An 18,042-nucleotide genomic window follows, 5' to 3' on the forward strand; every position below is an offset into this window, starting at 1 on the left:
AGACACCGAGGCCTGGTCGGCTTTCGAGGCGACTTGTACAGGCCCGCCTATGACCCGGCCCGTCGGGCCATGTCGTGCGGTGCCGGCAAACGCTGGGGCGCCGCGCGGAACAGGCTATGATGGGTCGTTCCAGACGCGCGGCGGTAGGGTTTGCCGTCCATGCAGGAACGCATGTCCCCGCCCTTCGAGTGCCTCCCCCTCACGCGAACCTGCGCGCCGCCGCCCCGTGCTCGGCGCGCAGTCGCGCCACGTCGATGCCGACGGGTGCGCCGTCCAGAACGCGCCACCTGCCCTTCACCATCACCCGGTCGGCCCGGGTCGCGCCGCAGAGCACGAGGGCGGCGATGGGGTCGTGGGCGCCGGAGAAGCGCAGCTCGTCGAGGGTGAAGAAGGCGAGGTCCGCCTGCAGCCCCGGCGCGATCGTGCCGATGTCGGCACGGCCGAGGCAGGCGGCGGAGCCGGCGGTGGCCATGGCGAGCACGTCGCGCGCCGTCACCGCGTCGGCCGCGCGATAGTTGAGGCGGCCGACCATCAGGGCGTGGCGGGCGGCCTCGATGAGGTTGGATGCGTCGTTGGAGGCCGAGCCGTCGACGCCGAGGCCGACGGGGGCGCCGGCGGCGCGCAGTTCGTTGACCGGGCAGAAACCGGAGGCGAGCACCGCGTTGGAGGCCGGGCAGTGGCACACGCCGACCTTGTGGGCGCCCAGCCGGCGGCATTCCTCCGCGGTGAAATGGATGCCGTGGGCGAGCCAGGTGCGGTCCTGCAGCCAGCCGACCTCTTCCAGATAATCCACCGGCCGGCAGCCGAAGAGCGCCTGGCAGAAGCGGTTCTCGTCCTGCGTCTCGCCGAGATGGGTGTGGAGCCGGCAATCCTGCGCTTCCGCAAGCGCCGCGCTCTTCATCATCAGCCCTTTGGTGACGGAGAAGGGCGAACAGGGCGCGAGCGCGATGCGGATCATCGCGCCTTCGGAACGGTCATGGTGGCGGGCGATGACGCGCTCGCAGTCGGCGAGGATCTCGTCCTCGTCCTGCACCACCGTGTCGGGCGGCAGGCCGCCGTCCTTCTCGCTGAGGTTCATCGAGCCGCGCGTCAGCGTCACGCGGATGCCGAGCGCCTTCGCCTCCTGCGCCTCGATGTCGATCGCGTCTTCGAGACCCCTGGGGAAGAGATAGTGGTGGTCGGCCGCGGTGGTGCAGCCGGAGAGGAGAAGCTCGGTCAGGGCGAGGCGCACCGAGAGGCGGAAGCTCTCCGGATCGAGCCGGGCCCAGATCGGATAGAGCGCCTTCAGCCAGGGAAAGAGCGGCCGGTCGATGGCCTGCGGATGGGCGCGCGTCAGCGTCTGGTAGAAATGGTGATGCGTGTTGACGAGGCCCGGCAGGACGACGTGGCGCGAGGCGTCGAAGGTCTCGTCCACCGGGTCGCGGGGTCCGGCGCCCGCCGGCACGAGTTCGGCGATGCGCCCGTCCTCCACCACCAGCCCGCCCTCGCAACCCTGCCCCAGGATCGCCAGCGGGTCCTTCAGGAAGAGGCGCGTCATGCCGCGGCGCGCGCCGGCGAGAGGCCGCCCGCCGAGGCGAGGAAGGCGAGGATCTCCTCCACACCCCGTGCGCGCGAGAGGTCGCAGAAGAGCGTGACGCGCTCGCCCCGGCCCTTGCGCGCATCCTCGGCCATGCGGTCGAGATCGGCGCCGACATAGGGGGCGAGATCGGTCTTGTTGACGACGAGAAGGTCCGAGCGCGTGATGGCCGGCCCGCCCTTGCGCGGGATGTCGTCGCCCTGGCAGACGGAGATGACGTAGATCGAGAGATCCACGAGATCCGGCGAGAAGGTCGCCGCCAGATTGTCGCCGCCCGATTCCACGAGGATGAGGTCGAGGCCGGGATGGCGGGCGTTGAGGTCGCGGATGGCGGCGAGATTGAGCGAGGCGTCCTCGCGGATCGCCGTGTGCGGGCAGCCGCCCGTCTCCACGCCCACGATCCGGTCGGCCGACAGCGCCTGCCGGCGCACCAGCGCCTCGGCATCCTCGCGCGTGTAGATGTCGTTCGTCACGACGCCGATCGACCAATGCGCGGAGGCGGCCTTGCACAGCTTCTCCACGAGCGTCGTCTTGCCGGAGCCGACGGGGCCGCCGATGCCGACGCGCAGGGGTCCGTGTCTGGAGGTCATGAGCGGAACAGCCTCGTTTCCAGCGCTTCGTGCCGCAGCGCGGCGATGTCGGAGACTAGGCTCGCCGAGCCCAGATCGTCCAGCGTCGAGCGCGCGGCGAAACGGGCCGCGGCCTCGATCGGGCCCTCGAGATTGCGCAGGACCACCACCGAGCGGCTCTGCGCGAGCGGCACGAGACGCAGGGCGGCCGAGACGAGATTGGCGGCAAAGCCGTGCGCGAGGCCGAGCGCGGTGTCGGGAAGGGCAAGGCTGAGATGGGCGCCGAGGCGTCCGACGGCCACCGGATAGGCCGGCGCCTCGCCGGGCTCGAACAGGCCCTCCCCCCAGGGCCGCGAGGCCTCGACGAAGGCCGCGCCCAGCGCCAGCGTCTCGGCCCGGCGCTCCGCTCCGCCGGCGAGCGCGGTCGCCAGCGCGGTCACCGCGCCGAGCCGCGGCGCGTCGCCGGTCCGAGCGGCGCGATGGGCCTCGGCCATGAGAACGAGGTCGGTGCGCCCGCTGCCGCGCGCGAGAAGGAAGGCGATCCAGGCCTCGACGCCCGGCCCGTCCGCCAGCCGCCCCTCGGCGATCGCCGCCTCCAGCCCGTGGCTCCAGGCGAAGGCGCCGATGGGAAAGGCGGGCGAGAAGAGGGTGAGAAGACGCGCCAGCCCCGGCCCCGGCAAGCCCCCGCTCCCGTCGGATGCGCGCGGCTCAGTGTTCGTGCGGATGGGCGTGCGCCTCGGGCGTGCCGCCATAGGCGCCGCCTTCCGGGTTGAACTGGGCCTCCACCTCGTCGACATGGGCGCCGAGGCCCCGCAGCATCTCCGCGATCACCGGATCGCGCCGGATCAGCAGCCGCCCGGCCTCGATCTGCGTCGGCAGATGCCGGTTGCCGATCTGCCAGGCCAGCGCGAGAAGGTCGCGGGGCCCGTGCGCCGTCACGGCGTAGAGGGGCTCGGGCTTGGCCAGGACCGCCACCAGCCGCCCGTCGTCGAGGAGGATCGCGTCGCCGTCCATCAGCAGCCGGGCCTCGGGCAGATCGAGCAGGAAGGCGATTCCGCCGTCGCTCACCATCGCCATGCGCCGGCGGTGGCGCATCGTCTCGTCGAGCGTGATCGTGTCGGCGGCGGTTTCCCAGGTGCCCTTCCGCCGGACGGAACTTCCCACGATCATGCCACGCTCTCCGTTGAACGGTTGAGTGATAGGGCAATCGCGCCGGCCCGGAAAGCCTCGGCGCGCCCGGGCAAGCCGGAGAGGAGAGGCAGGCGATGGCATTGCAGAACCGCGTCGCGCCGACGGGCGAGATCGAGGCCGAACCCGCGCGCGGCACGCTCATGGGCAATCGCGGCATCCTGCATGGCGCCGACCGCCGCCTCGGCCCGGCGCGCTGGCGCCACCGCGCCTGGATCGCCTGCTCGCTCGCCTTCAAGGGGCGCCGCCGCGCGGTGATGGCGCCCGGCCGCTACACCGAACTCTTCTTCCTCGACGAGGCCGTGGCGCTCGCCGCCGGCCACCGCCCCTGCGCCGAATGCCGGCGGGCCGACTTCCGGCGGTTTCGCGCCGCGCTCGCGGGCACGCTCGGCGACGACCTTCCCGCCCCGCGCCTCGACGCGCATCTGCACGACAGCCGCATCGATCCGGCGACGGGAGGCCAGCGCCGTCCGTCCGCTCGCGTGGCGGACCTGCCGGACGGGGCCTTCGTGCTCGCGCAGGGAAGCGCCCATCTCCTCCTCGGCGGTCGTCTCCTGCCCTTCGGCTTCGACGGCTACGGGAAACCGAGACGCGCTCCCCGCGGCGCCGTCGCCGTGCTGACGCCCGCGCTCAGCATCGCCGCGCTCCGCTCGGGCTACGCGCCGATGCTTCACCCGAGCGCCGTTGAGGCGGTCATCAGCGCCTGACGCGGCAGACGACGTTCTGCTTCGGGTCGCCCACCCGCTCGTCGTAGAGATCGCCGCGATTGCCCTTGGTCCACCAGACATAGGGGCCGGACGCGTATTTGGCGCCGGAGGCGGAGAGGAGGCCGACGAAGAGGGTCGCCCGCCCCTCGACCGGCAGGATTGCCATCGTGTTGCCGGGCAGGTTGACATATTCGACGGTGAGGTCCGGCCCGTTCGTGCAGGCATAGGCGACGCGCGTGCGCTGCGCGGGGCCCTCGAGCTCCAGCGTCAGGCCGGACGCGCCTTGCGCCAGCGCGACGGCCGAAGAAGCGCCCAGAAGCCACGCCGCCAGAAGAAATCGTCGCGTCATTGCGGCTCCGGATAGAAGGCGGGATCGAGGATCTCCTCGATCGTGAACGGGCACGCTTCGGGAAAGACCGCTTCGTCGAGCGCGGTTTCAGCGATGGCGGCCGAGACCGCGAGACGGTAGGCGGCGTCGCAAGCGCTTGCGGGAAAGGCCACGAGGCTCGGACTGTCCTCCACCACCATCGCGATGCGCAGCCTCTGGTCGTCGATCGAGCGCCGCCAGCTCTTCGAGCGGCGTTCGACCTGATGGCGCCATTTCAGCAGATGAAGGAGAAGCACCTTCAGGCGGCTTCGCAATTCCCGCTTCTCGCTGGCGCCCACGCCCTCGATCTCCTCGGCCGCGTGAATCCAGTCGATGTCGCCGCGATTGTCGAAGCCCGCGCGGGCACGCAGGCGCGCCCCCTGGTCCTGCGTCCAGGCGTAGAAGTCGGTCTCGTAGAGGTCGTCGGAAAAGGCGAAGCTTGAAGACCGGAGAGCGGCGAGAGATCGCCGCCGCTTGCCTCCGTTCGCTCAGGACTCTTCGGGGTAGAAGGCGGGATCGAGGATCTCCTCGATCGTGAACGGGCAGCGCGGCGGGAAGAGCGTTTCGGGCTGGCGGGTTTCCACCGCGGCCTTGCGGCGGACGAAGTCGTACTCCTCGGCCAGGACCGCGGCGGGATAGGCGGCAAGGCTTGGACTTGCCAGAACCTCGCGGGCGATCCGCCGCCGCTGCTCGATGATCGTCGCCTGCCAGCTGCGCGATCGTCGCGTGGGCTGGTAGCGCCATTTCAGGAGATGGAGGACGAGGATCGCGAGGCGGTTCTCGATCTCGCGCTTCTCGCTGCGGCCCAAGCTCTCGATCTCCTCGGCCGCGTTCTCCCAGTCGATGTCGCCGCGATTGTCGAAGCCCGCGCGGGCACGCAGGCGCGCCCCCTGGTCCTGCGTCCAGGCGTAGAAGTCGGTCTCGTAGAGGTCGTTCACAGTAGAGCCTGGCGTCAGAACAGGAAATAGCGCTGCGCCATCGGCAGGACGGTGGCGGGCTCGCAGGTGAGGAGTTCGCCGTCGGCGCGCACCTCGTAGGTCTCGGGATCGACCTCCACATGGGGCGTGGCGTCGTTGTGGATCATCGAGGCCTTGGAGATGCCGCCACGGGTGTTCTCCACGGGCAGGAACGTCTTCTCGCAGCCGAGCCGGTCGCGCAGGCCGTCCTGAAGCGCCACCTTGGAGACGAAGGTGACGCCGCTCGCGCCCACCGCCTTGCCGAAGGCGCCGAACATCGGGCGGTAGTGCACGGGCTGGGGCGTGGGGATCGAGGCGTTGGGGTCGCCCATGGGCGCTGCGACGATCGTGCCGCCGAGCAGCACCATCATCGGCTTCACGCCGAAGAAGGCCGGGTCCCAGAGCACGAGATCGGCGCGCTTGCCGACCTCCACCGAGCCGATCTCCTTCGCCAGCCCTTGAGCGATCGCGGGGTTGATCGTGTATTTGGCGATGTAGCGGCGCACGCGGAAATTGTCGTTCTCCCCCGTCTCCTGCGCCAGGCGTCCGCGCTGCTTCTTCATCTTGTCGGCCGTCTGCCAGGTGCGGATGGCGACCTCGCCGACGCGGCCCATGGCCTGGCTGTCGGAGGAGATGATGGAGAAGGCGCCGATGTCGTGGAGGATGTCCTCGGCGGCGATCGTCTCCTTGCGGATGCGGCTCTCGGCGAAGGCGATGTCCTCGGGGATCGAGGCGTCGAGATGGTGGCACACCATGAGCATGTCGAGATGCTCCTCCAGCGTGTTCACCGTGTAGGGCCGGGTCGGGTTGGTCGATCCGGGGATGACGTTGGGCAGGCCGCAGACCTTGATGATGTCCGGCGCGTGGCCGCCGCCCGCCCCTTCCGTGTGGAAGGCGTGGATGGTGCGCCCTTTGAAGGCCCCGACCGTGTCCTCGACGAAGCCCGATTCGTTCAGCGTGTCGGTGTGGATCATCACCTGCACGTCGAACTCGTCGGCGACCGTCAGGCAGCAGTCGATCGCGGCGGGCGTCGTGCCCCAGTCCTCGTGCAGCTTGAGGGCGCCGGCGCCCGCCTTCACCATCTCGACGAGGGCGGCGGGCCGCGAGGCGTTGCCCTTGCCGGAGAGGACGACGTTCATCGGGAAGGCGTCGAGCGACTGGATCATGCGCGCCATGTGCCAGGGGCCGGGCGTGCAGGTGGTGGCGAGCGTGCCGTGCGCCGGGCCCGTGCCGCCGCCGACCATGCAGGTGACGCCCGAGAACAGCGCCTCGTCGATCTGCTGGGGGCAGATGAAATGGATGTGGCAGTCGATGCCGCCGGCGGTGAGGATCTTGCCCTCGCCCGCGATGGCCTCGGTGCCGGGGCCGACGACGATCGTCACGCCCGGCTGCGTGTCGGGATTGCCGGCCTTGCCGATGGCGTGGATGCGCCCGTCGCGAAGGCCGACATCGGCCTTGTAGATGCCGGTGTGGTCGACGATCAGCGCGTTGGTGATGACCGTGTCGACCGCCCCGTCCGCCCGGCTCGCCTGGCTCTGGCCCATGCCGTCGCGGATCACCTTGCCGCCGCCGAACTTCACCTCCTCGCCGTAGAGGGTGAAGTCGCGCTCCACCTCGATGACGAGGTCGGTATCGGCAAGGCGCACGCGGTCGCCGGTGGTCGGGCCGAACATGGCGGCGTAGGAGGCACGGGACATTCGGGCGGGCATGGGGCGTGGGCTCTCCCTTCTCGCGTGCGGCCCGCGAACGCTGCGGCGCACCATACCGGAGACCATAGGACGCTCGCGAAGCCTTGTCTTCCCCGGCACGGGCCGGCACCCCATGTTAGAAGCGGGACGCGGCCCGCCGCCGCCGGGGACGATGCGATGACAGCCTCCTTCAGACACGACGGCAGGCCATGCCAGGGCGCCGGGCGCCGGGCCGCCATACGCCTGCCGCTCGCTCTCGCGCTGTCCCTCGGCCTTCCCTCGCTCGCGCTGGCGCAGGCCTTCGGCACCGGGCCGATCGCCACCGTGCCCGGCAGTTCGGTCTCCGGCATGCGGATCGACGGGGCGCCGGTCCTGCCGAAGGGCCGCCAGATCCCCAACGTGCGCGTCTTCGGCGACACGGTGGAGGAGCGTGCCTACGGCCGCGACTACGACGACAGCTATCTGAGGCCCCGCATCCCCAATGTCGGGCGCGATCTCGCCGACGAGGGCGCCATCGAGTTGCGGGCGCGCGAGGGCCGCTCGGCGCTCGATCCCTCGACCGCCGGCGTCTATGCCCGCGACGGCGCGGCGTCCATCGGCGGCAGCGCGGTGACGCGCGGCCGCTCGCAGGGACCGAGCCGCGCCATCATCCGGCGCGCGCCCGCCCGCTGACGGGAGGCGTCGGCCGCCATCCCCGCGGCGGACGAGGCCCTCGCGGCGGCGGAAGGGAACCGAATGGCCCGCTCCACCTTCCGCTTGCAGAAGGTCGGCGTCTCGCCGACCATCCCTCGGCCTCCGGCACGCCGCACCCGGCATCGCACCGAAGCACCAGGACACGAAGAAGGACACGCGCCATGAACAAGGCAACGCTTGCAGGCCTCTCCCTCCTGGCGCTCGTGGCGGCGGGCGGTGCTTCGGCGCAAAGTGTCGGCGGCTCGTCGGGAGGCGTCGGCGGCGGGGGCGGTTCCTCGGTCGGCGGCTCCTCGGTGGGCGGCGGTTCGATCGGCGGCGGCTCCTCCGGTCTCGGCTCGTCGGGGGCGGGCGGCAGCTCGACGGTGACCGGCCCCATCGGCGCCAATTCCGGCCTTTCGGGGTCGGTCTCGGGCGACGGGCTGTCCTCTGCCGGCGCCTCCGATTCGGGCTCGGGCGGCACGACGAGCGGCGGGTCGGCCGATGGCAGCGCCACGCAGTCGCTCGCGACCGAGGGCTCCAGCACCATCAATTCGGTCAATGCCGGCGTCGCGGCCCGTTCCGGCACGACCAATCTCGGCACCAGCTCGGCGACGAGCTTCGGCGGCGGGGCGACCGGCTCCTCGGAGACGAGCTACACGGCGGGCGCCGGACGGCCGGAGGACTATCGCATCCCCGAGCCCCGCGTCGGCGTCGATCTGGGCGGCGTGCGCCGCGTTCTGGGCGACGGCAGCTGACGGCCGGCCCGGGCGGGGCCGCCTCGCGCGGCCCCCGCGCCTCGGTGCCGTTCGGGTCCCCGGCATCCTCGCCGGGATGGAGGGAACCTGAAACGGCCTAGTCTCCGCCGCCGTCACCGCCGCGTGCGGCCATTCCCGGCGGCCGTCGGCGCGCCTCGATGAACTTCGCGCGCTCGAATCCGACGACGACGATCAGCGACAAAGCGAAGGGCACGATCAAGTAGAGAAGGCGGAAGACGAGGAGCGCGGCCATCACGTCGGCCGGATTGGCCTGCGGCATGCCGAGGAGGAACACGACCTCCAGAACGCCGAGGCCGCCCGGCGCGTGGCTGAGAAGCGCCACCGAGAAGGAGGCGAGGAAGATGCCGAGCACGGCGACGAAGCCGGGATTGCCCGCCTCCGGCAGCGCGAAATAGATGATGCCGGCCGCCCCGATCAGCTCCAGCGGACCGATGACGAGCTGGCGCAGCGCGATCGGCAGGCGCGGATAGGCGACGTGGAACTTGCCGAGGCGCAGGGGCGCGAGATTGCGCCAGCTGCCGAACACGTAGAGCGCCACGAAGCCGAGCATCAGGATGCCGGCGGCCCGCGAGGCGTTCGGCGAGATCCAGTCGAAGAAGACGCCCGCCAGATGCGGGCGCGCCAGAAGCACCAGCCCGCCGAGCAGCACCACGCCCAGCGCGAAGGTGAAGGAGCAGAAGCCGATGAGGACGGCGACCTCCCCCCTGTCCAGCCCCTTCGAGCGATAGGCGCGATAGCGCACCACCGCCCCCGACATGACGGAGGCGCCGATATTGTGGGCGAGCGCATAGGTCGTGAAGGAGGCGAGCGCGATGAAGGCGAAGGGCAGCTTGCGGCCGAGATGATGCAGCGCCAGCCGGTCGTAGCCCGCGAGGGCGGCATAGGCGAGGAGCGTCGACAGGACCGCCAGGAGCCATTGATGAGGCGTGATCGCGGCAAGACCCGCCAGGACGTCGTCGACCGAGATGCTGCGCAGTTCGTGGTAGAGCAGCCAGACCGAGAAGGCGACCGCGGCGAGCCCCACGAAGGTCCAGGCGAGATCCTTGAGCTTCATGGCCGGTCCGTTCCCGTCGCCGGCGCCATCCGTGCTCGCGTCGTGCCCAACTGTCTCAGCGTTCGTCTCCGGTGATAGGGGTCGGGCCGGCGCACCCTGTCGCGTCCCGACCCGTCGAGGAAGTGGCGCCCGGCCGTTCCGGGCGAAGGCGACGGCGCCGCCCGGCCCTGTGCCGGGGCGACGGCGGGCGCCTCAGGCGTCGAGCGGCCCCATGACGGCGGCGTTGAAGCCGAAGACCTGCCGCGCGCCCGAAAGCGGCACGAGCGTGACCGCGCGCCTCTGGCCGGGCTCGAAGCGCACCGCCGTGCCGGCCGCGATGTCAAGCCTGTGGCCCCGCGCGGCGGCGCGGTCGAAGGAGAGCGCGGCGTTCGTCTCGGCGAAATGATAGTGGCTGCCGACCTGGATCGGCCGGTCGCCGGTATTGGCCACCTCGAGCGTGACGGTCGGCGCACCGTCGTTGAGGACGATCTCGCCCGCGGCGGCCATGATTTCTCCGGGTCTCATCGCGATCTCCTTCAGACGGCCGCCGGGCGGGTCGGCACGGGCGGGACGGTTTCCGGCCCATACCGTTCCTACCAGCGATAGCGCGTCCGATGCCGGGGGCAAAGCCCGAAAGCCGACCGCCGCCCCGCCCGAAAGAGCCCATTAAGCCTGCCCGCACGAACTCGTGAGGCCGAGTGTGACCGGGCAAGGAACCGGAAAGCGCCCTCTGCTATTTCAGGACCAGTGGATGACGGACAGGCGGGACCCGTCGGGCGCCCTCCCCGCAAGACGAAGACCTGGAGCTTTCGACATGACGAAGTGGCTGGCCATGATGGCCATCCTGTTCTCGACGCAGGCGATCTCGAGCCCCGCCGGGCTCTCCGAGCCCCTCATCCTGCGTCAGGTCACGCTGAACGGCACGGTGGGCCCGGCCTATTATTCGCGCATCGAGGAAGGCTACCGCTTCGTGTCGGTCCCGAAGGCCGAAGAAAACGCCCGCCTCGCCGGGATGCGGTAAGCCCGCCGGAGCGGGCGCGCATCGCCTGCCGTCAGCGAATGGGCTCGTGCACCGTCACGAGCTTGGTGCCGTCGGGAAACGTCGCCTCCACCTGAACGTCGTGGATCATCTCGGCGATGCCCTCCATCACCTGCGCGCGGGTGACGACATGGGCGCCGGCCTCCATGAGATCCGCCACCGAGCGACCGTCGCGCGCGCCCTCGACGACGAAGTCCGAGATGAGCGCGATCGCCTCGGGATGGTTGAGCTTCACGCCCCGCGCCAGACGCTTGCGGGCCACTTCGGCGGCCATGGACACGAGGAGCTTGTCCTTTTCCCGCGGTGTCAGCTGCATCCTGTCATCCTTCGTCGCATCGCCCGGTGCGCCGGCCCGCGTCTTCGCGGGGCGGCGGTCAGAGCCACCATAGGCGCGGCAGGCCCGTGTTTGAAAGAGCGCGCAGGAGCGGCACGAGCCGCGCGCGAAGGTCGAGGCCGCTCGGCGCCAGGAGCCGCGCGACGAGAAGACCGTCGAAGGCGCTGACGCCGCCGAGCGGTCCGGCCATGGCCCGCAGGTTCTCCACGCGCTCGGCCCCGCCCTCGCTCTGCCAGAGAACGGTGGCGAAGGCGCCCGCCCCGTAGAGGCCGGCAGGCGAGGCGATCGTGGCGGCGAGATCGCCCTCCAGCCGCATCTCCTCGGCGAAGACGAGCCGCCCGTCGCGGCGCACGCGCCAGCTGTCGCGGTAGAGGCCCGTCGCCACGCTCTCGCCCATGGCGGCGCGCCCGAGCAGCACCGCCTCGCAGAGAAGGAACCGCCCGTCCGCCGTGCAGTCGAGTTCGAGGCGCCGCCGCAGGCGGCCGCCCTCGAAGAGGATCGTCTCCTGCGGCAGCCAGGAGAGGCTCGCGCCGGGCGCCATCTCGATGCGGTTCGTCACCTCGGCCGCGCCGTCGCGGGCGCGGTAGACGCGTTCGGCGGCCTGCGTCGTCACGCTCGCCTGCGTGCCCGCCTCGAGGGCGAGGGAAAGATCGATGCGGTCGCCGCCGGTCAGCCCGCCCGCCGTGTTGATGGTGACGGCCTCGAGCGGCCCTGCGGCGACGCGCGGAAAGCGCAGCTTGAGGCAGCCTTCCTGGCGAAGGCGCCGCAGCCGCGTCGTCTCGCCCACCCGCTGCAGCACGGCGCCCGCCGAGCCGCGCGCGCGTTGGAGGGCCGGAGCGGGCTTCGCATCGTCCATGGAATGCCGTCCGTTCGCCTCGCCCGTTCCCGCGCGGCTGATGGCAGGTCGCCCGCCGGGCGGCAAGGGCTCAGACCGTGAGATGCCGGCGCACCTCCGGATCGTCCAGCCCCTCCGCCGGGCCGTCGAAGACGATCTCGCCGCGATCCATGATGTAGACCTTGTCGGCGAGCTCGCGGCAGAAATCGAGATACTGCTCGACGAGGAGGATCGCGAGGCCCGCCTCGGTCTTCAGGTAGCGGATGGCGCGGCCGATATCCTTGATGATCGAGGGCTGGATGCCCTCGGTCGGCTCGTCGAGCACGAGGAGCTTCGGACGCGTGACGAGCGCGCGGCCGATGGCCAGCTGCTGCTGCTGCCCGCCGGAGAGATCGCCGCCGCGCCGGCCGAGCATGGATTTGAGCACCGGGAACATCTCGAAGACCTCCGGCGGGATCGAGCGGTCCTTCGACTTCAGCGGCGCGTAGCCCGTTTCCAGGTTCTCCTTCACCGTGAGGAGCGGGAAGACCTCGCGCCCCTGCGGCACGAAGCCGATGCCGCGCCGCGCCCGCCCGTAGGGCGCCTCGCGCCCGAGCGAGACGCCGCCAAGCGAGATGTCGCCGGAGCGGATCGGCTGCTGGCCGACCACGGCCCGCATCAGGCTCGTCTTGCCGACGCCGTTGCGCCCGAGCACGCAGGTGATCTGGCTTTCCTTCGCCTCGAGGGACACACCCCGCAGCGCCTGCGCGGCGCCGTAGTAAAGATCGACATTCGAGACGGTCAGCATGGACGGGTTCCGGTTCTCGCTGGACTGTGCCCGCCGCTCCGTTCGCGGATGGGCGGGGCATCGATGCCGCCTTCCTCTCCCCGCCGGGAGCGGAACGGCGCCGTGGTCTGGGTCGCTCGGACGGGCAAGGCGTCGTGGCTCAACGCCCGAGATAGACTTCCACCACGCGCGGGTCGTTCGAGACGTGATCGAGCGTGCCTTCGGAGAGAACGGAGCCCTCGTGCAGGCACGTCACCTTCACGCCGAGCGCGCGCACGAAATGCATGTCGTGCTCCACGACGACGACCGAGCGCGTCTGGGCGATCTCGCGCAGGAGCCGCGCCGTCTCCTCGGTCTCGGCGTCGGTCATGCCGGCGACGGGCTCGTCGACGAGGAGGAGTTCGGGGTCCTGCGCGAGCAGCATGCCGATCTCCAGCCATTGCTTCTGGCCGTGGCTGAGATCGGCGGCCATGGTCGAGCGCTTGGCGGAGAGGCGCACGACGGCGAGGATCTCGTCGATCTTGGCGGCGTCGGCGGCGGTCCTGCGATGGACGAGCGCGTCGAGGATGGAGCGCGAGCCGGACAGAGCGAGGCGCAGATTGTCCTCGATCGTGTGGCTCTCGAAGACGGTCGGCTTCTGGAACTTGCGCCCGATGCCCATCGAGGCGATCGAGGGCTCGTCGTGGCGCGTGAGGTCGGTCTCGCCCTTGAAGAAGACCTCGCCCGTATCGGGTCGCGTCTTGCCGGTGATGATGTCCATCATCGTCGTCTTGCCCGCGCCGTTCGGGCCGATGATGGCGCGCATCTCGCCCTTCTGGATGACGAGCGACAGGCCGTTGATGGCCTTGAACCCGTCGAAGGTCTTGGTCACCCCGTCGAGATAGAGGAGCGTCTCGCGCCGGGCCGAGCCTTGCGCGGCGAGAGCGGCACGTTCGGCCGCGCGCTGCGTGGCGTAGGGGTGCGGCGAGACGCGCGGCGCGGGCACGGCGTCCGCAGGGCCGGCCGCGTTTGGCAGGCCCTGCGGCGCGTTCAGCGTGGCGGCCTGGGCGGCGGCGGTCATCTCGGCCTCGCTTCGTGTCGGCACAGGCGTCACTCCGCCGGGTTCGCAAGGGCCGGCGCCGGCGCGGCGATGCCCTTCTCGGCCTGGCGCGAGGCGCGGCGCGCGCCGAGCCCCTTCCAGCCGTGGTCGATCGTTCCGACGATGCCGCGCGGCAGGAACAGGGTGACGAAGACGAAGAGCCCGCCGAGGACGAAGAGCCAGAATTCGGGCGCGGCGGCGGTGAAGATCGTCTTGCCGGTGTTGACGAGGAGCGCGCCGAGGATCGGCCCGAGAATGGTGCCGCGCCCGCCGACGGCGGCCCAGACCACGACTTCGATGGAGTTCACCGGCGCGAACTCGCCGGGATTGATGATGCCGACCTGCGGCACGTAGAGCGCGCCCGCGATGCCCGCCATCACCGCCGAGACGGTGAAGGCGAAGAGCTTCACGCGCTCGGGCCGCCAGCCGATGAAGCGCGTGCGGCTCTCCGCGTCGCGCACCGCGACCATCAGCTTGCCGAGCTTCGACCGAGTGATCCAGCCGACAAGAAGGACGCCGAGCGCCAGCGCGACGCAGCTCGCCGAGAACAGGCCGGCGCGCGTCTGCGGCGCCGAGAGCGGCTGGCCGAGCAGTTCCTTGAAGTCGGTCAGGCCGTTATTGCCGCCGAGCCCCATGTCGTTCCGGAAGAAGGCGAGCAGCAGCGCGTAGGTCATGGCCTGCGTGATGATCGACAGATAGACGCCCGTGACGCGGGAGCGGAAGGCGAAATAGCCGAAGACGAAGGCCAGCAGCCCGGGCACCAGCACCACCATGAGCGCGGCGAACCAGAACTGGTCGAAGCCGAGCCAGAACCAGGGCAGTTCCTGGTAGTTGAGGAACACCATGAAGTCCGGCAGGACCGGGTTGCCGTAGACGCCGCGCGGCCCGATCTGGCGCATGAGATGCATGCCCATCGCATAGCCGCCGAGCGCGAAGAAGGCGCCGTGGCCGAGGCTGAGAATGCCGACATGGCCCCAGACGAGATCGAGCGCCAGCGCCAGGAGCGCGTAGCAGACATATTTGCCGATGAGCGGCACGACATAGGGCGGGATGGCGAAGGCGCTGTCGGGCGGCAGCACGAGCGTGGCGACGGGCACGAGGACGGCGGCGGCCAGGAGCGCTGCGACGACGAACCAGACGCGGGGCCCAAGGAAGCGAGCGAGGATCATGCGTCGACGAACCTTCCCTTGAGGGCGAAGAGACCGCGCGGGCGCTTCTGGATGAAGAGGATGATGAGGACGAGCACGACGATCTTGCCGAGCACGGCGCCCGCATAGGGCTCCAGGAGCTTGTTGACGATGCCGAGCGACATGGCGCCGACGAACGTGCCCCAGAGATTGCCGACCCCGCCGAAGACGACGACCATGAAACTGTCGATGATGTAGCCCTGGCCGAGATTGGGCGAGACGTTGTCGACCTGGGAAAGCGCGACGCCCGCGATACCGGCGATGCCGGAGCCGAGCGCGAAGGTCATGGCGTCCACCCAGGGGGTGCGGATGCCCATGGCCGAAGCCATGCGCCGGTTCTGCGTGACGGCGCGCATCTGCAGGCCCATCGGGGTGCGGTTCAGGGCGTAGAGGAGGCCGGCGAAGACGGCGAAGGCGAAGAGGATGATCCACAGCCGGTTCCAGTTCACCGACATCAGCCCGACGTCGAAGGCGCCGGACATCCAGGTGGGGTTGCCGACCTCGCGGTTCGTCGGCCCGAAGATCGTGCGCACGCCCTGCTGCAGCATCAAGGACACGCCGTAGGTGGCGAGCAGCGTCTCCAGCGGGCGCCCGTAGAGGAAGCGGATCAGCCCGCGCTCCATGACGAGCCCGACCGTGCCGGAGACGAGGAAGGCCAGCGGCAGGGCGATGGCGAGCGACCAGTCGAAGAGCCAGGGCGCATGGGCGCGGATGACCTCCTGCACCATGAAGGTCGTGTAGGCGCCGAGCATCACCATCTCGCCATGCGCCATGTTGATGACGCCCATGACGCCGAAGGTGATGGCGAGGCCGATGGCCGCCAGGAGCAGCACCGAGCCGAGCGACAGGCCGAACCAGACCGTCTGCATCTGGTTCCAGAAGGCGATGCGCCCCTCGATGGACGCGGCGGCGGCCGTGACGGCGCTCTTCACCTCGCCCGGCTCCAGCGTGCCGGCATAGCGGTTGAGGATGGTGAGGGACTCGCGGTCGCCGCGCGCGCCGAGCGTCTGGGCGGCCGCCTCCTTGTCGTCGGCCGAAGCGGCGGGCGAGGCGAGCAGCGCGGCGGCGCGCGCCTCTTCCAGACGCGTCCGGATGCCGGCGTCCGCCTCGCGCGCGATGGCCGCCTCGAGGCTCGGCAGCGCCTGCGGGTCGGCGGAGGCGAAGAGCGTCTGCGCGGCGCGGAGGCGCACGGCCGGATCGGGCGAGCCGAGCGTCAGCCCGCCGAGCGCGGCGGTGATGGCGCGGCGCAGGTTGTTGTTGATGCGCACCTTGGTGAAGTCGGCCTTCGGCGCCGTGCCGGCGGAAGCGCCCGTCACGGGGTCGAGAAGCTGCAGGTCGCGACCGGATTCGCGGCCGATGAACACGGCCTGATCGGTCTTGCGCCAGTAGAGATCGCCGCCCGAAAGGGCGTTCAGGGCAGTGGCGGCCGCCGGATCGCCGGTCGCCGTCAATTCGCCGACGACGCTCTCGGTCGTCTCGAACCCCTGCTTGCCGCCGAATTTCTGGACGATGGGCGCAAGGTCGGCCGCCGCGGCGCAGGTCAGCGACAGGACCAGCGCGCCGAGCGCCAGGAGGCAGAGACGCAGGAGGGCCGAAGGGCCGGTCCGGTCCGAACGCATGGGGATCGCTCGCCTGTTTTCGGCTGCAAGGAGCCGGCGGTGAAGGGAAGAACGGCGGAGCGGCCCTTCGGCCGCCCCGCCGCGACGCTCGCCGTGGGAGCCGGCGGGCATCGGGGGTCCGTGCCGGCCGCGCGCTGTCGCGGCGCGGCCGGCGTCAGGCGGAAGGCCTCAGTTCGAGGCGGCCGCGCCGCCGCACTTGCCGGTCTCGGTGTTGAAGTTTCCGCAGTTCATGGGCTTGCGCCAGTCGGCGATCAGCGGCGCGGATTCGGGCAGGAAGTCCGACCACTCGTCGCCCAGCACCAGGCCCGGCGTCTCGTCCACGACCTCGAACTGGCCGTCGTCCTGGATTTCGCCGATCAGCACCGGCTTGGTGATGTGGTGGTTGGCGCCCATCGAGGAGAAGCCGCCCGTGAGGTTCGGCACGGAGACGCCGACCATCGCGTCGATGACCTTGTCGGGATCGGTCGTCCCGGCGGCCTCGACGGCCTTCACCCACATGTTGAAGCCGATATAGTGGGCCTCCATCGGGTCGTTGGTGACGCGCTTCTCGTTCTTGGTGAAGGCCTGCCACTTCTCGATGAAGTCGGCATTCTCCGGCGTGTCGACGGACTGGAAGTAGTTCCAGGCGGCCAGATGGCCGACGAGCGGGGCCGTGTCGATGCCGGCGAGCTCCTCCTCGCCCACCGAGAAGGCCATGACCGGGATGTCCTCGGCCGAGACGCCCTGGTTGCCGAGCTCCTTGTAGAAGGGCACGTTCGCGTCGCCGTTGACGGTGGAGACGACGGCGGTCTTCTTGCCCGAGGAGCCAAAGTCCTTGATGGCCGAGACTTCCGTCTGCCAGTCGGAGAAGCCGAAGGGCGTGTAGTTGACCTTGATGTCCTCGGCGGCGACGCCCTTGGATTTCAGATAGGCCTCGAGGATCTTGTTGGTCGTGCGCGGATAGACGTAGTCCGTGCCTTCGAGCACCCAGCGCTCGACGCCCTGCGCCATCAGGTAGTCGACGGCGGGAATGGCCTGCTGGTTGGGCGCGGCGCCCGTGTAGAACACGTTGCGCTCGGACTCCTCGCCCTCGTACTGCACGGGGTAGAAGAGGAGCGAGTTCAGCTCCTTGAACACCGGCAGCACGGACTTGCGCGACACCGAGGTCCAGCAGCCGAAAGTGGCCGAGACCTTGTTCTGGCTGATCAGCTCGCGCGCCTTCTCGGCGAAGAGCGGCCAGTCCGAGGCGGGGTCGACGACGACCGCTTCCAGCTGCTTGCCGAGGAGGCCGCCCTTCTTGTTCTGCTCCTCGATGAGCATGAGCATGGCGTCCTTCAGCGTCGTCTCCGAGATCGCCATCGTGCCCGACAGCGAGTGGAGGATGCCGACCTTGATCGTGTCCTCGGCGGCCTCGGCCGACAGGCCGGCGGCCAGAAGCGCGGCGGCGGCGAGGCTGGTGCTGAGCGCGGCGCGCACGCGAAGTGACTTCAGAATGCCCATGGTTCGACCCCCTTCGGCGAATGGTGCGGCGCCCCTGCTGCACCGCGTCAAGGCCAAGTGTCGGACGCGCGGGGAGCCGGCGGTATACGTCGATTGACGTATCCTTCACGATTTCCCCCGGGCGCATGATGGAACGGCCTGTCGCCGCAGTGCGGAATGGTTCTTGCTTGGAC

General features: G+C 70.4%; 20 protein-coding genes and 1 pseudogene. 4 read left to right on the forward strand and 17 right to left on the reverse strand.

The window, feature by feature from the left end; translation table 11 throughout:
- Positions 1–199 precede the first annotated feature (199 nt).
- From ASG48_RS09115 to ASG48_RS09130, 4 genes are read right to left on the reverse strand one after another with little or no spacing between them, the layout of a single operon-like run.
- Complete coding sequence (locus tag ASG48_RS09115; RefSeq protein ID WP_055848437.1) at positions 200–1,537, reverse strand: 8-oxoguanine deaminase; 1,338 nt, start codon at positions 1,535–1,537, stop codon at positions 200–202.
- Complete coding sequence (gene ureG / locus ASG48_RS09120; RefSeq protein ID WP_055848440.1) at positions 1,534–2,166, reverse strand: urease accessory protein UreG; 633 nt, start codon at positions 2,164–2,166, stop codon at positions 1,534–1,536. The genes ASG48_RS09115 and ureG overlap by 4 nt, the downstream gene beginning before the upstream one ends.
- On the reverse strand, positions 2,163–2,825 hold the full coding sequence (locus tag ASG48_RS09125; protein WP_244486844.1) for an urease accessory UreF family protein: 663 nt from the start codon (positions 2,823–2,825) through the stop codon (positions 2,163–2,165). The genes ureG and ASG48_RS09125 overlap by 4 nt, the downstream gene beginning before the upstream one ends.
- Positions 2,826–2,853: 28 nt before the next feature.
- Complete coding sequence (locus ASG48_RS09130; RefSeq protein WP_055848447.1) at positions 2,854–3,315, reverse strand: urease accessory protein UreE; 462 nt, start codon at positions 3,313–3,315, stop codon at positions 2,854–2,856.
- Between the two features lie 95 nt (positions 3,316–3,410).
- On the opposite strand from ASG48_RS09130, the gene ASG48_RS09135 reads away from it, so the two are divergent.
- The gene (locus ASG48_RS09135) at positions 3,411–4,040 is read left to right on the forward strand and encodes a hypothetical protein (RefSeq protein WP_055848449.1); all 630 of its coding nucleotides are present in this window, start codon (positions 3,411–3,413) and stop codon (positions 4,038–4,040) included.
- Here ASG48_RS09135 and ASG48_RS09140 read toward each other — a convergent pair.
- From ASG48_RS09140 to ureC, 4 genes and pseudogenes are all read right to left on the reverse strand, one after another.
- The gene (locus ASG48_RS09140; RefSeq protein ID WP_055848451.1) at positions 4,030–4,389 is read right to left on the reverse strand and encodes an MliC family protein; all 360 of its coding nucleotides are present in this window, start codon (positions 4,387–4,389) and stop codon (positions 4,030–4,032) included. The two genes, ASG48_RS09135 and ASG48_RS09140, sit on opposite strands and share 11 nt — an antisense overlap.
- Positions 4,386–4,814 (reverse strand): annotated as a pseudogene (locus ASG48_RS09145) (DUF29 domain-containing protein); the annotation flags it as partial. The pseudogene ASG48_RS09145 and the gene ASG48_RS09140, both read right to left, overlap by 4 nt.
- 81 nt (positions 4,815–4,895) lie before the next feature.
- Complete coding sequence (locus ASG48_RS09150; RefSeq protein WP_082529372.1) at positions 4,896–5,345, reverse strand: DUF29 domain-containing protein; 450 nt, start codon at positions 5,343–5,345, stop codon at positions 4,896–4,898.
- Between the two features lie 14 nt (positions 5,346–5,359).
- On the reverse strand, positions 5,360–7,072 hold the full coding sequence (gene ureC, locus ASG48_RS09155; RefSeq protein ID WP_055848453.1) for an urease subunit alpha: 1,713 nt from the start codon (positions 7,070–7,072) through the stop codon (positions 5,360–5,362).
- A 156-nt stretch (positions 7,073–7,228) separates the two neighbouring features.
- Here ureC and ASG48_RS09160 point away from each other — a divergent pair, with 156 nt between their 5' ends.
- Together ASG48_RS09160 and ASG48_RS09165 are read left to right on the forward strand one after the other, a co-directional pair.
- Positions 7,229–7,723, forward strand: a complete 495-nt coding sequence (locus tag ASG48_RS09160; RefSeq protein WP_055848456.1) for a hypothetical protein — start codon at positions 7,229–7,231, stop codon at positions 7,721–7,723.
- 182 nt (positions 7,724–7,905) lie between these two features.
- Positions 7,906–8,478, forward strand: a complete 573-nt coding sequence (locus ASG48_RS09165) for a hypothetical protein (protein WP_055848458.1) — start codon at positions 7,906–7,908, stop codon at positions 8,476–8,478.
- A gap of 97 nt (positions 8,479–8,575) precedes the next feature.
- Here ASG48_RS09165 and ASG48_RS09170 read toward each other — a convergent pair whose 3' ends face one another.
- Positions 8,576–9,553, reverse strand: a complete 978-nt coding sequence (locus ASG48_RS09170; RefSeq protein WP_055848461.1) for a YbhN family protein — start codon at positions 9,551–9,553, stop codon at positions 8,576–8,578.
- Positions 9,554–9,745: 192 nt separating this feature from the next.
- Positions 9,746–10,057, reverse strand: a complete 312-nt coding sequence (locus tag ASG48_RS09175; RefSeq protein WP_055848464.1) for an urease subunit beta — start codon at positions 10,055–10,057, stop codon at positions 9,746–9,748.
- Positions 10,058–10,346: 289 nt separating this feature from the next.
- Here ASG48_RS09175 and ASG48_RS09180 point away from each other — a divergent pair, with 289 nt between their 5' ends.
- Entirely contained in the window at positions 10,347–10,553 is a 207-nt protein-coding gene (locus tag ASG48_RS09180; RefSeq protein WP_055848465.1) for a hypothetical protein, read from the forward strand.
- Positions 10,554–10,584: 31 nt separating this feature from the next.
- On the opposite strand, the gene ASG48_RS09185 is transcribed toward ASG48_RS09180, so the two are convergent.
- The 7 genes from ASG48_RS09185 to urtA all read right to left on the reverse strand — a co-directional run bounded on the left by ASG48_RS09185 (position 10,585) and on the right by urtA (position 17,869).
- Positions 10,585–10,887: an urease subunit gamma gene (locus ASG48_RS09185; RefSeq protein ID WP_055848467.1), complete on the reverse strand. Its 303-nt coding sequence runs from the start codon at positions 10,885–10,887 to the stop codon at positions 10,585–10,587.
- 58 nt (positions 10,888–10,945) lie between these two features.
- A complete protein-coding gene (locus ASG48_RS09190) occupies positions 10,946–11,761 on the reverse strand; it encodes an urease accessory protein UreD (protein ID WP_055848470.1) in 816 nt (271 codons plus the stop codon).
- 70 nt (positions 11,762–11,831) lie between these two features.
- Positions 11,832–12,527, reverse strand: a complete 696-nt coding sequence (gene urtE / locus ASG48_RS09195) for an urea ABC transporter ATP-binding subunit UrtE (protein WP_055848473.1) — start codon at positions 12,525–12,527, stop codon at positions 11,832–11,834.
- A 139-nt stretch (positions 12,528–12,666) separates the two neighbouring features.
- Complete coding sequence (gene urtD / locus ASG48_RS09200; RefSeq protein WP_082529373.1) at positions 12,667–13,566, reverse strand: urea ABC transporter ATP-binding protein UrtD; 900 nt, start codon at positions 13,564–13,566, stop codon at positions 12,667–12,669.
- Between the two features lie 29 nt (positions 13,567–13,595).
- Positions 13,596–14,753 (reverse strand): urea ABC transporter permease subunit UrtC, encoded by a 1,158-nt coding sequence (gene urtC, locus ASG48_RS09205; RefSeq protein ID WP_055848476.1) that lies wholly within the window; start codon positions 14,751–14,753, stop codon positions 13,596–13,598.
- Complete coding sequence (urtB, locus tag ASG48_RS09210; RefSeq protein ID WP_055848477.1) at positions 14,750–16,390, reverse strand: urea ABC transporter permease subunit UrtB; 1,641 nt, start codon at positions 16,388–16,390, stop codon at positions 14,750–14,752. The genes urtC and urtB overlap by 4 nt, the downstream gene beginning before the upstream one ends.
- A 168-nt stretch (positions 16,391–16,558) precedes the next feature.
- A complete protein-coding gene (gene urtA, locus ASG48_RS09215) occupies positions 16,559–17,869 on the reverse strand; it encodes an urea ABC transporter substrate-binding protein (protein ID WP_055848480.1) in 1,311 nt (436 codons plus the stop codon).
- Positions 17,870–18,042 lie beyond the last annotated feature (173 nt).

Origin of the sequence: Aurantimonas sp. Leaf443 (genome assembly GCF_001425575.1) — a bacterium.
Taxonomy (GTDB): Bacteria; Pseudomonadota; Alphaproteobacteria; order Rhizobiales; family Rhizobiaceae; genus Leaf443.

Excerpts from the sequence above, each read along its gene's own strand:
- ASG48_RS09130 (WP_055848447.1), bottom strand. The coding sequence starts at position 3,315 with ATGATCGTGGGAAGTTCCGTCCGGCGGAAGGGCACCTGGGAAACCGCC.
- urtD (WP_082529373.1), bottom strand. The coding sequence starts at position 13,566 with ATGACCGCCGCCGCCCAGGCCGCCACGCTGAACGCGCCGCAGGGCCTG.
- ASG48_RS09180 (WP_055848465.1), top strand. The coding sequence starts at position 10,347 with ATGACGAAGTGGCTGGCCATGATGGCCATCCTGTTCTCGACGCAGGCG.
- urtA (WP_055848480.1), bottom strand. The coding sequence starts at position 17,869 with ATGGGCATTCTGAAGTCACTTCGCGTGCGCGCCGCGCTCAGCACCAGC.
- ASG48_RS09135 (WP_055848449.1), top strand. The coding sequence starts at position 3,411 with ATGGCATTGCAGAACCGCGTCGCGCCGACGGGCGAGATCGAGGCCGAA.
- ureG (WP_055848440.1), bottom strand. The coding sequence starts at position 2,166 with ATGACCTCCAGACACGGACCCCTGCGCGTCGGCATCGGCGGCCCCGTC.
- ureC (WP_055848453.1), bottom strand. The coding sequence starts at position 7,072 with ATGCCCGCCCGAATGTCCCGTGCCTCCTACGCCGCCATGTTCGGCCCG.
- ASG48_RS09140 (WP_055848451.1), bottom strand. The coding sequence starts at position 4,389 with ATGACGCGACGATTTCTTCTGGCGGCGTGGCTTCTGGGCGCTTCTTCG.
- urtC (WP_055848476.1), bottom strand. The coding sequence starts at position 14,753 with ATGATCCTCGCTCGCTTCCTTGGGCCCCGCGTCTGGTTCGTCGTCGCA.
- ASG48_RS09160 (WP_055848456.1), top strand. The coding sequence starts at position 7,229 with ATGACAGCCTCCTTCAGACACGACGGCAGGCCATGCCAGGGCGCCGGG.
- ASG48_RS09170 (WP_055848461.1), bottom strand. The coding sequence starts at position 9,553 with ATGAAGCTCAAGGATCTCGCCTGGACCTTCGTGGGGCTCGCCGCGGTC.
- ASG48_RS09190 (WP_055848470.1), bottom strand. The coding sequence starts at position 11,761 with ATGGACGATGCGAAGCCCGCTCCGGCCCTCCAACGCGCGCGCGGCTCG.
- urtE (WP_055848473.1), bottom strand. The coding sequence starts at position 12,527 with ATGCTGACCGTCTCGAATGTCGATCTTTACTACGGCGCCGCGCAGGCG.
- ASG48_RS09175 (WP_055848464.1), bottom strand. The coding sequence starts at position 10,057 with ATGAGACCCGGAGAAATCATGGCCGCCGCGGGCGAGATCGTCCTCAAC.
- urtB (WP_055848477.1), bottom strand. The coding sequence starts at position 16,390 with ATGCGTTCGGACCGGACCGGCCCTTCGGCCCTCCTGCGTCTCTGCCTC.
- ASG48_RS09185 (WP_055848467.1), bottom strand. The coding sequence starts at position 10,887 with ATGCAGCTGACACCGCGGGAAAAGGACAAGCTCCTCGTGTCCATGGCC.
- ASG48_RS09165 (WP_055848458.1), top strand. The coding sequence starts at position 7,906 with ATGAACAAGGCAACGCTTGCAGGCCTCTCCCTCCTGGCGCTCGTGGCG.
- ASG48_RS09115 (WP_055848437.1), bottom strand. The coding sequence starts at position 1,537 with ATGACGCGCCTCTTCCTGAAGGACCCGCTGGCGATCCTGGGGCAGGGT.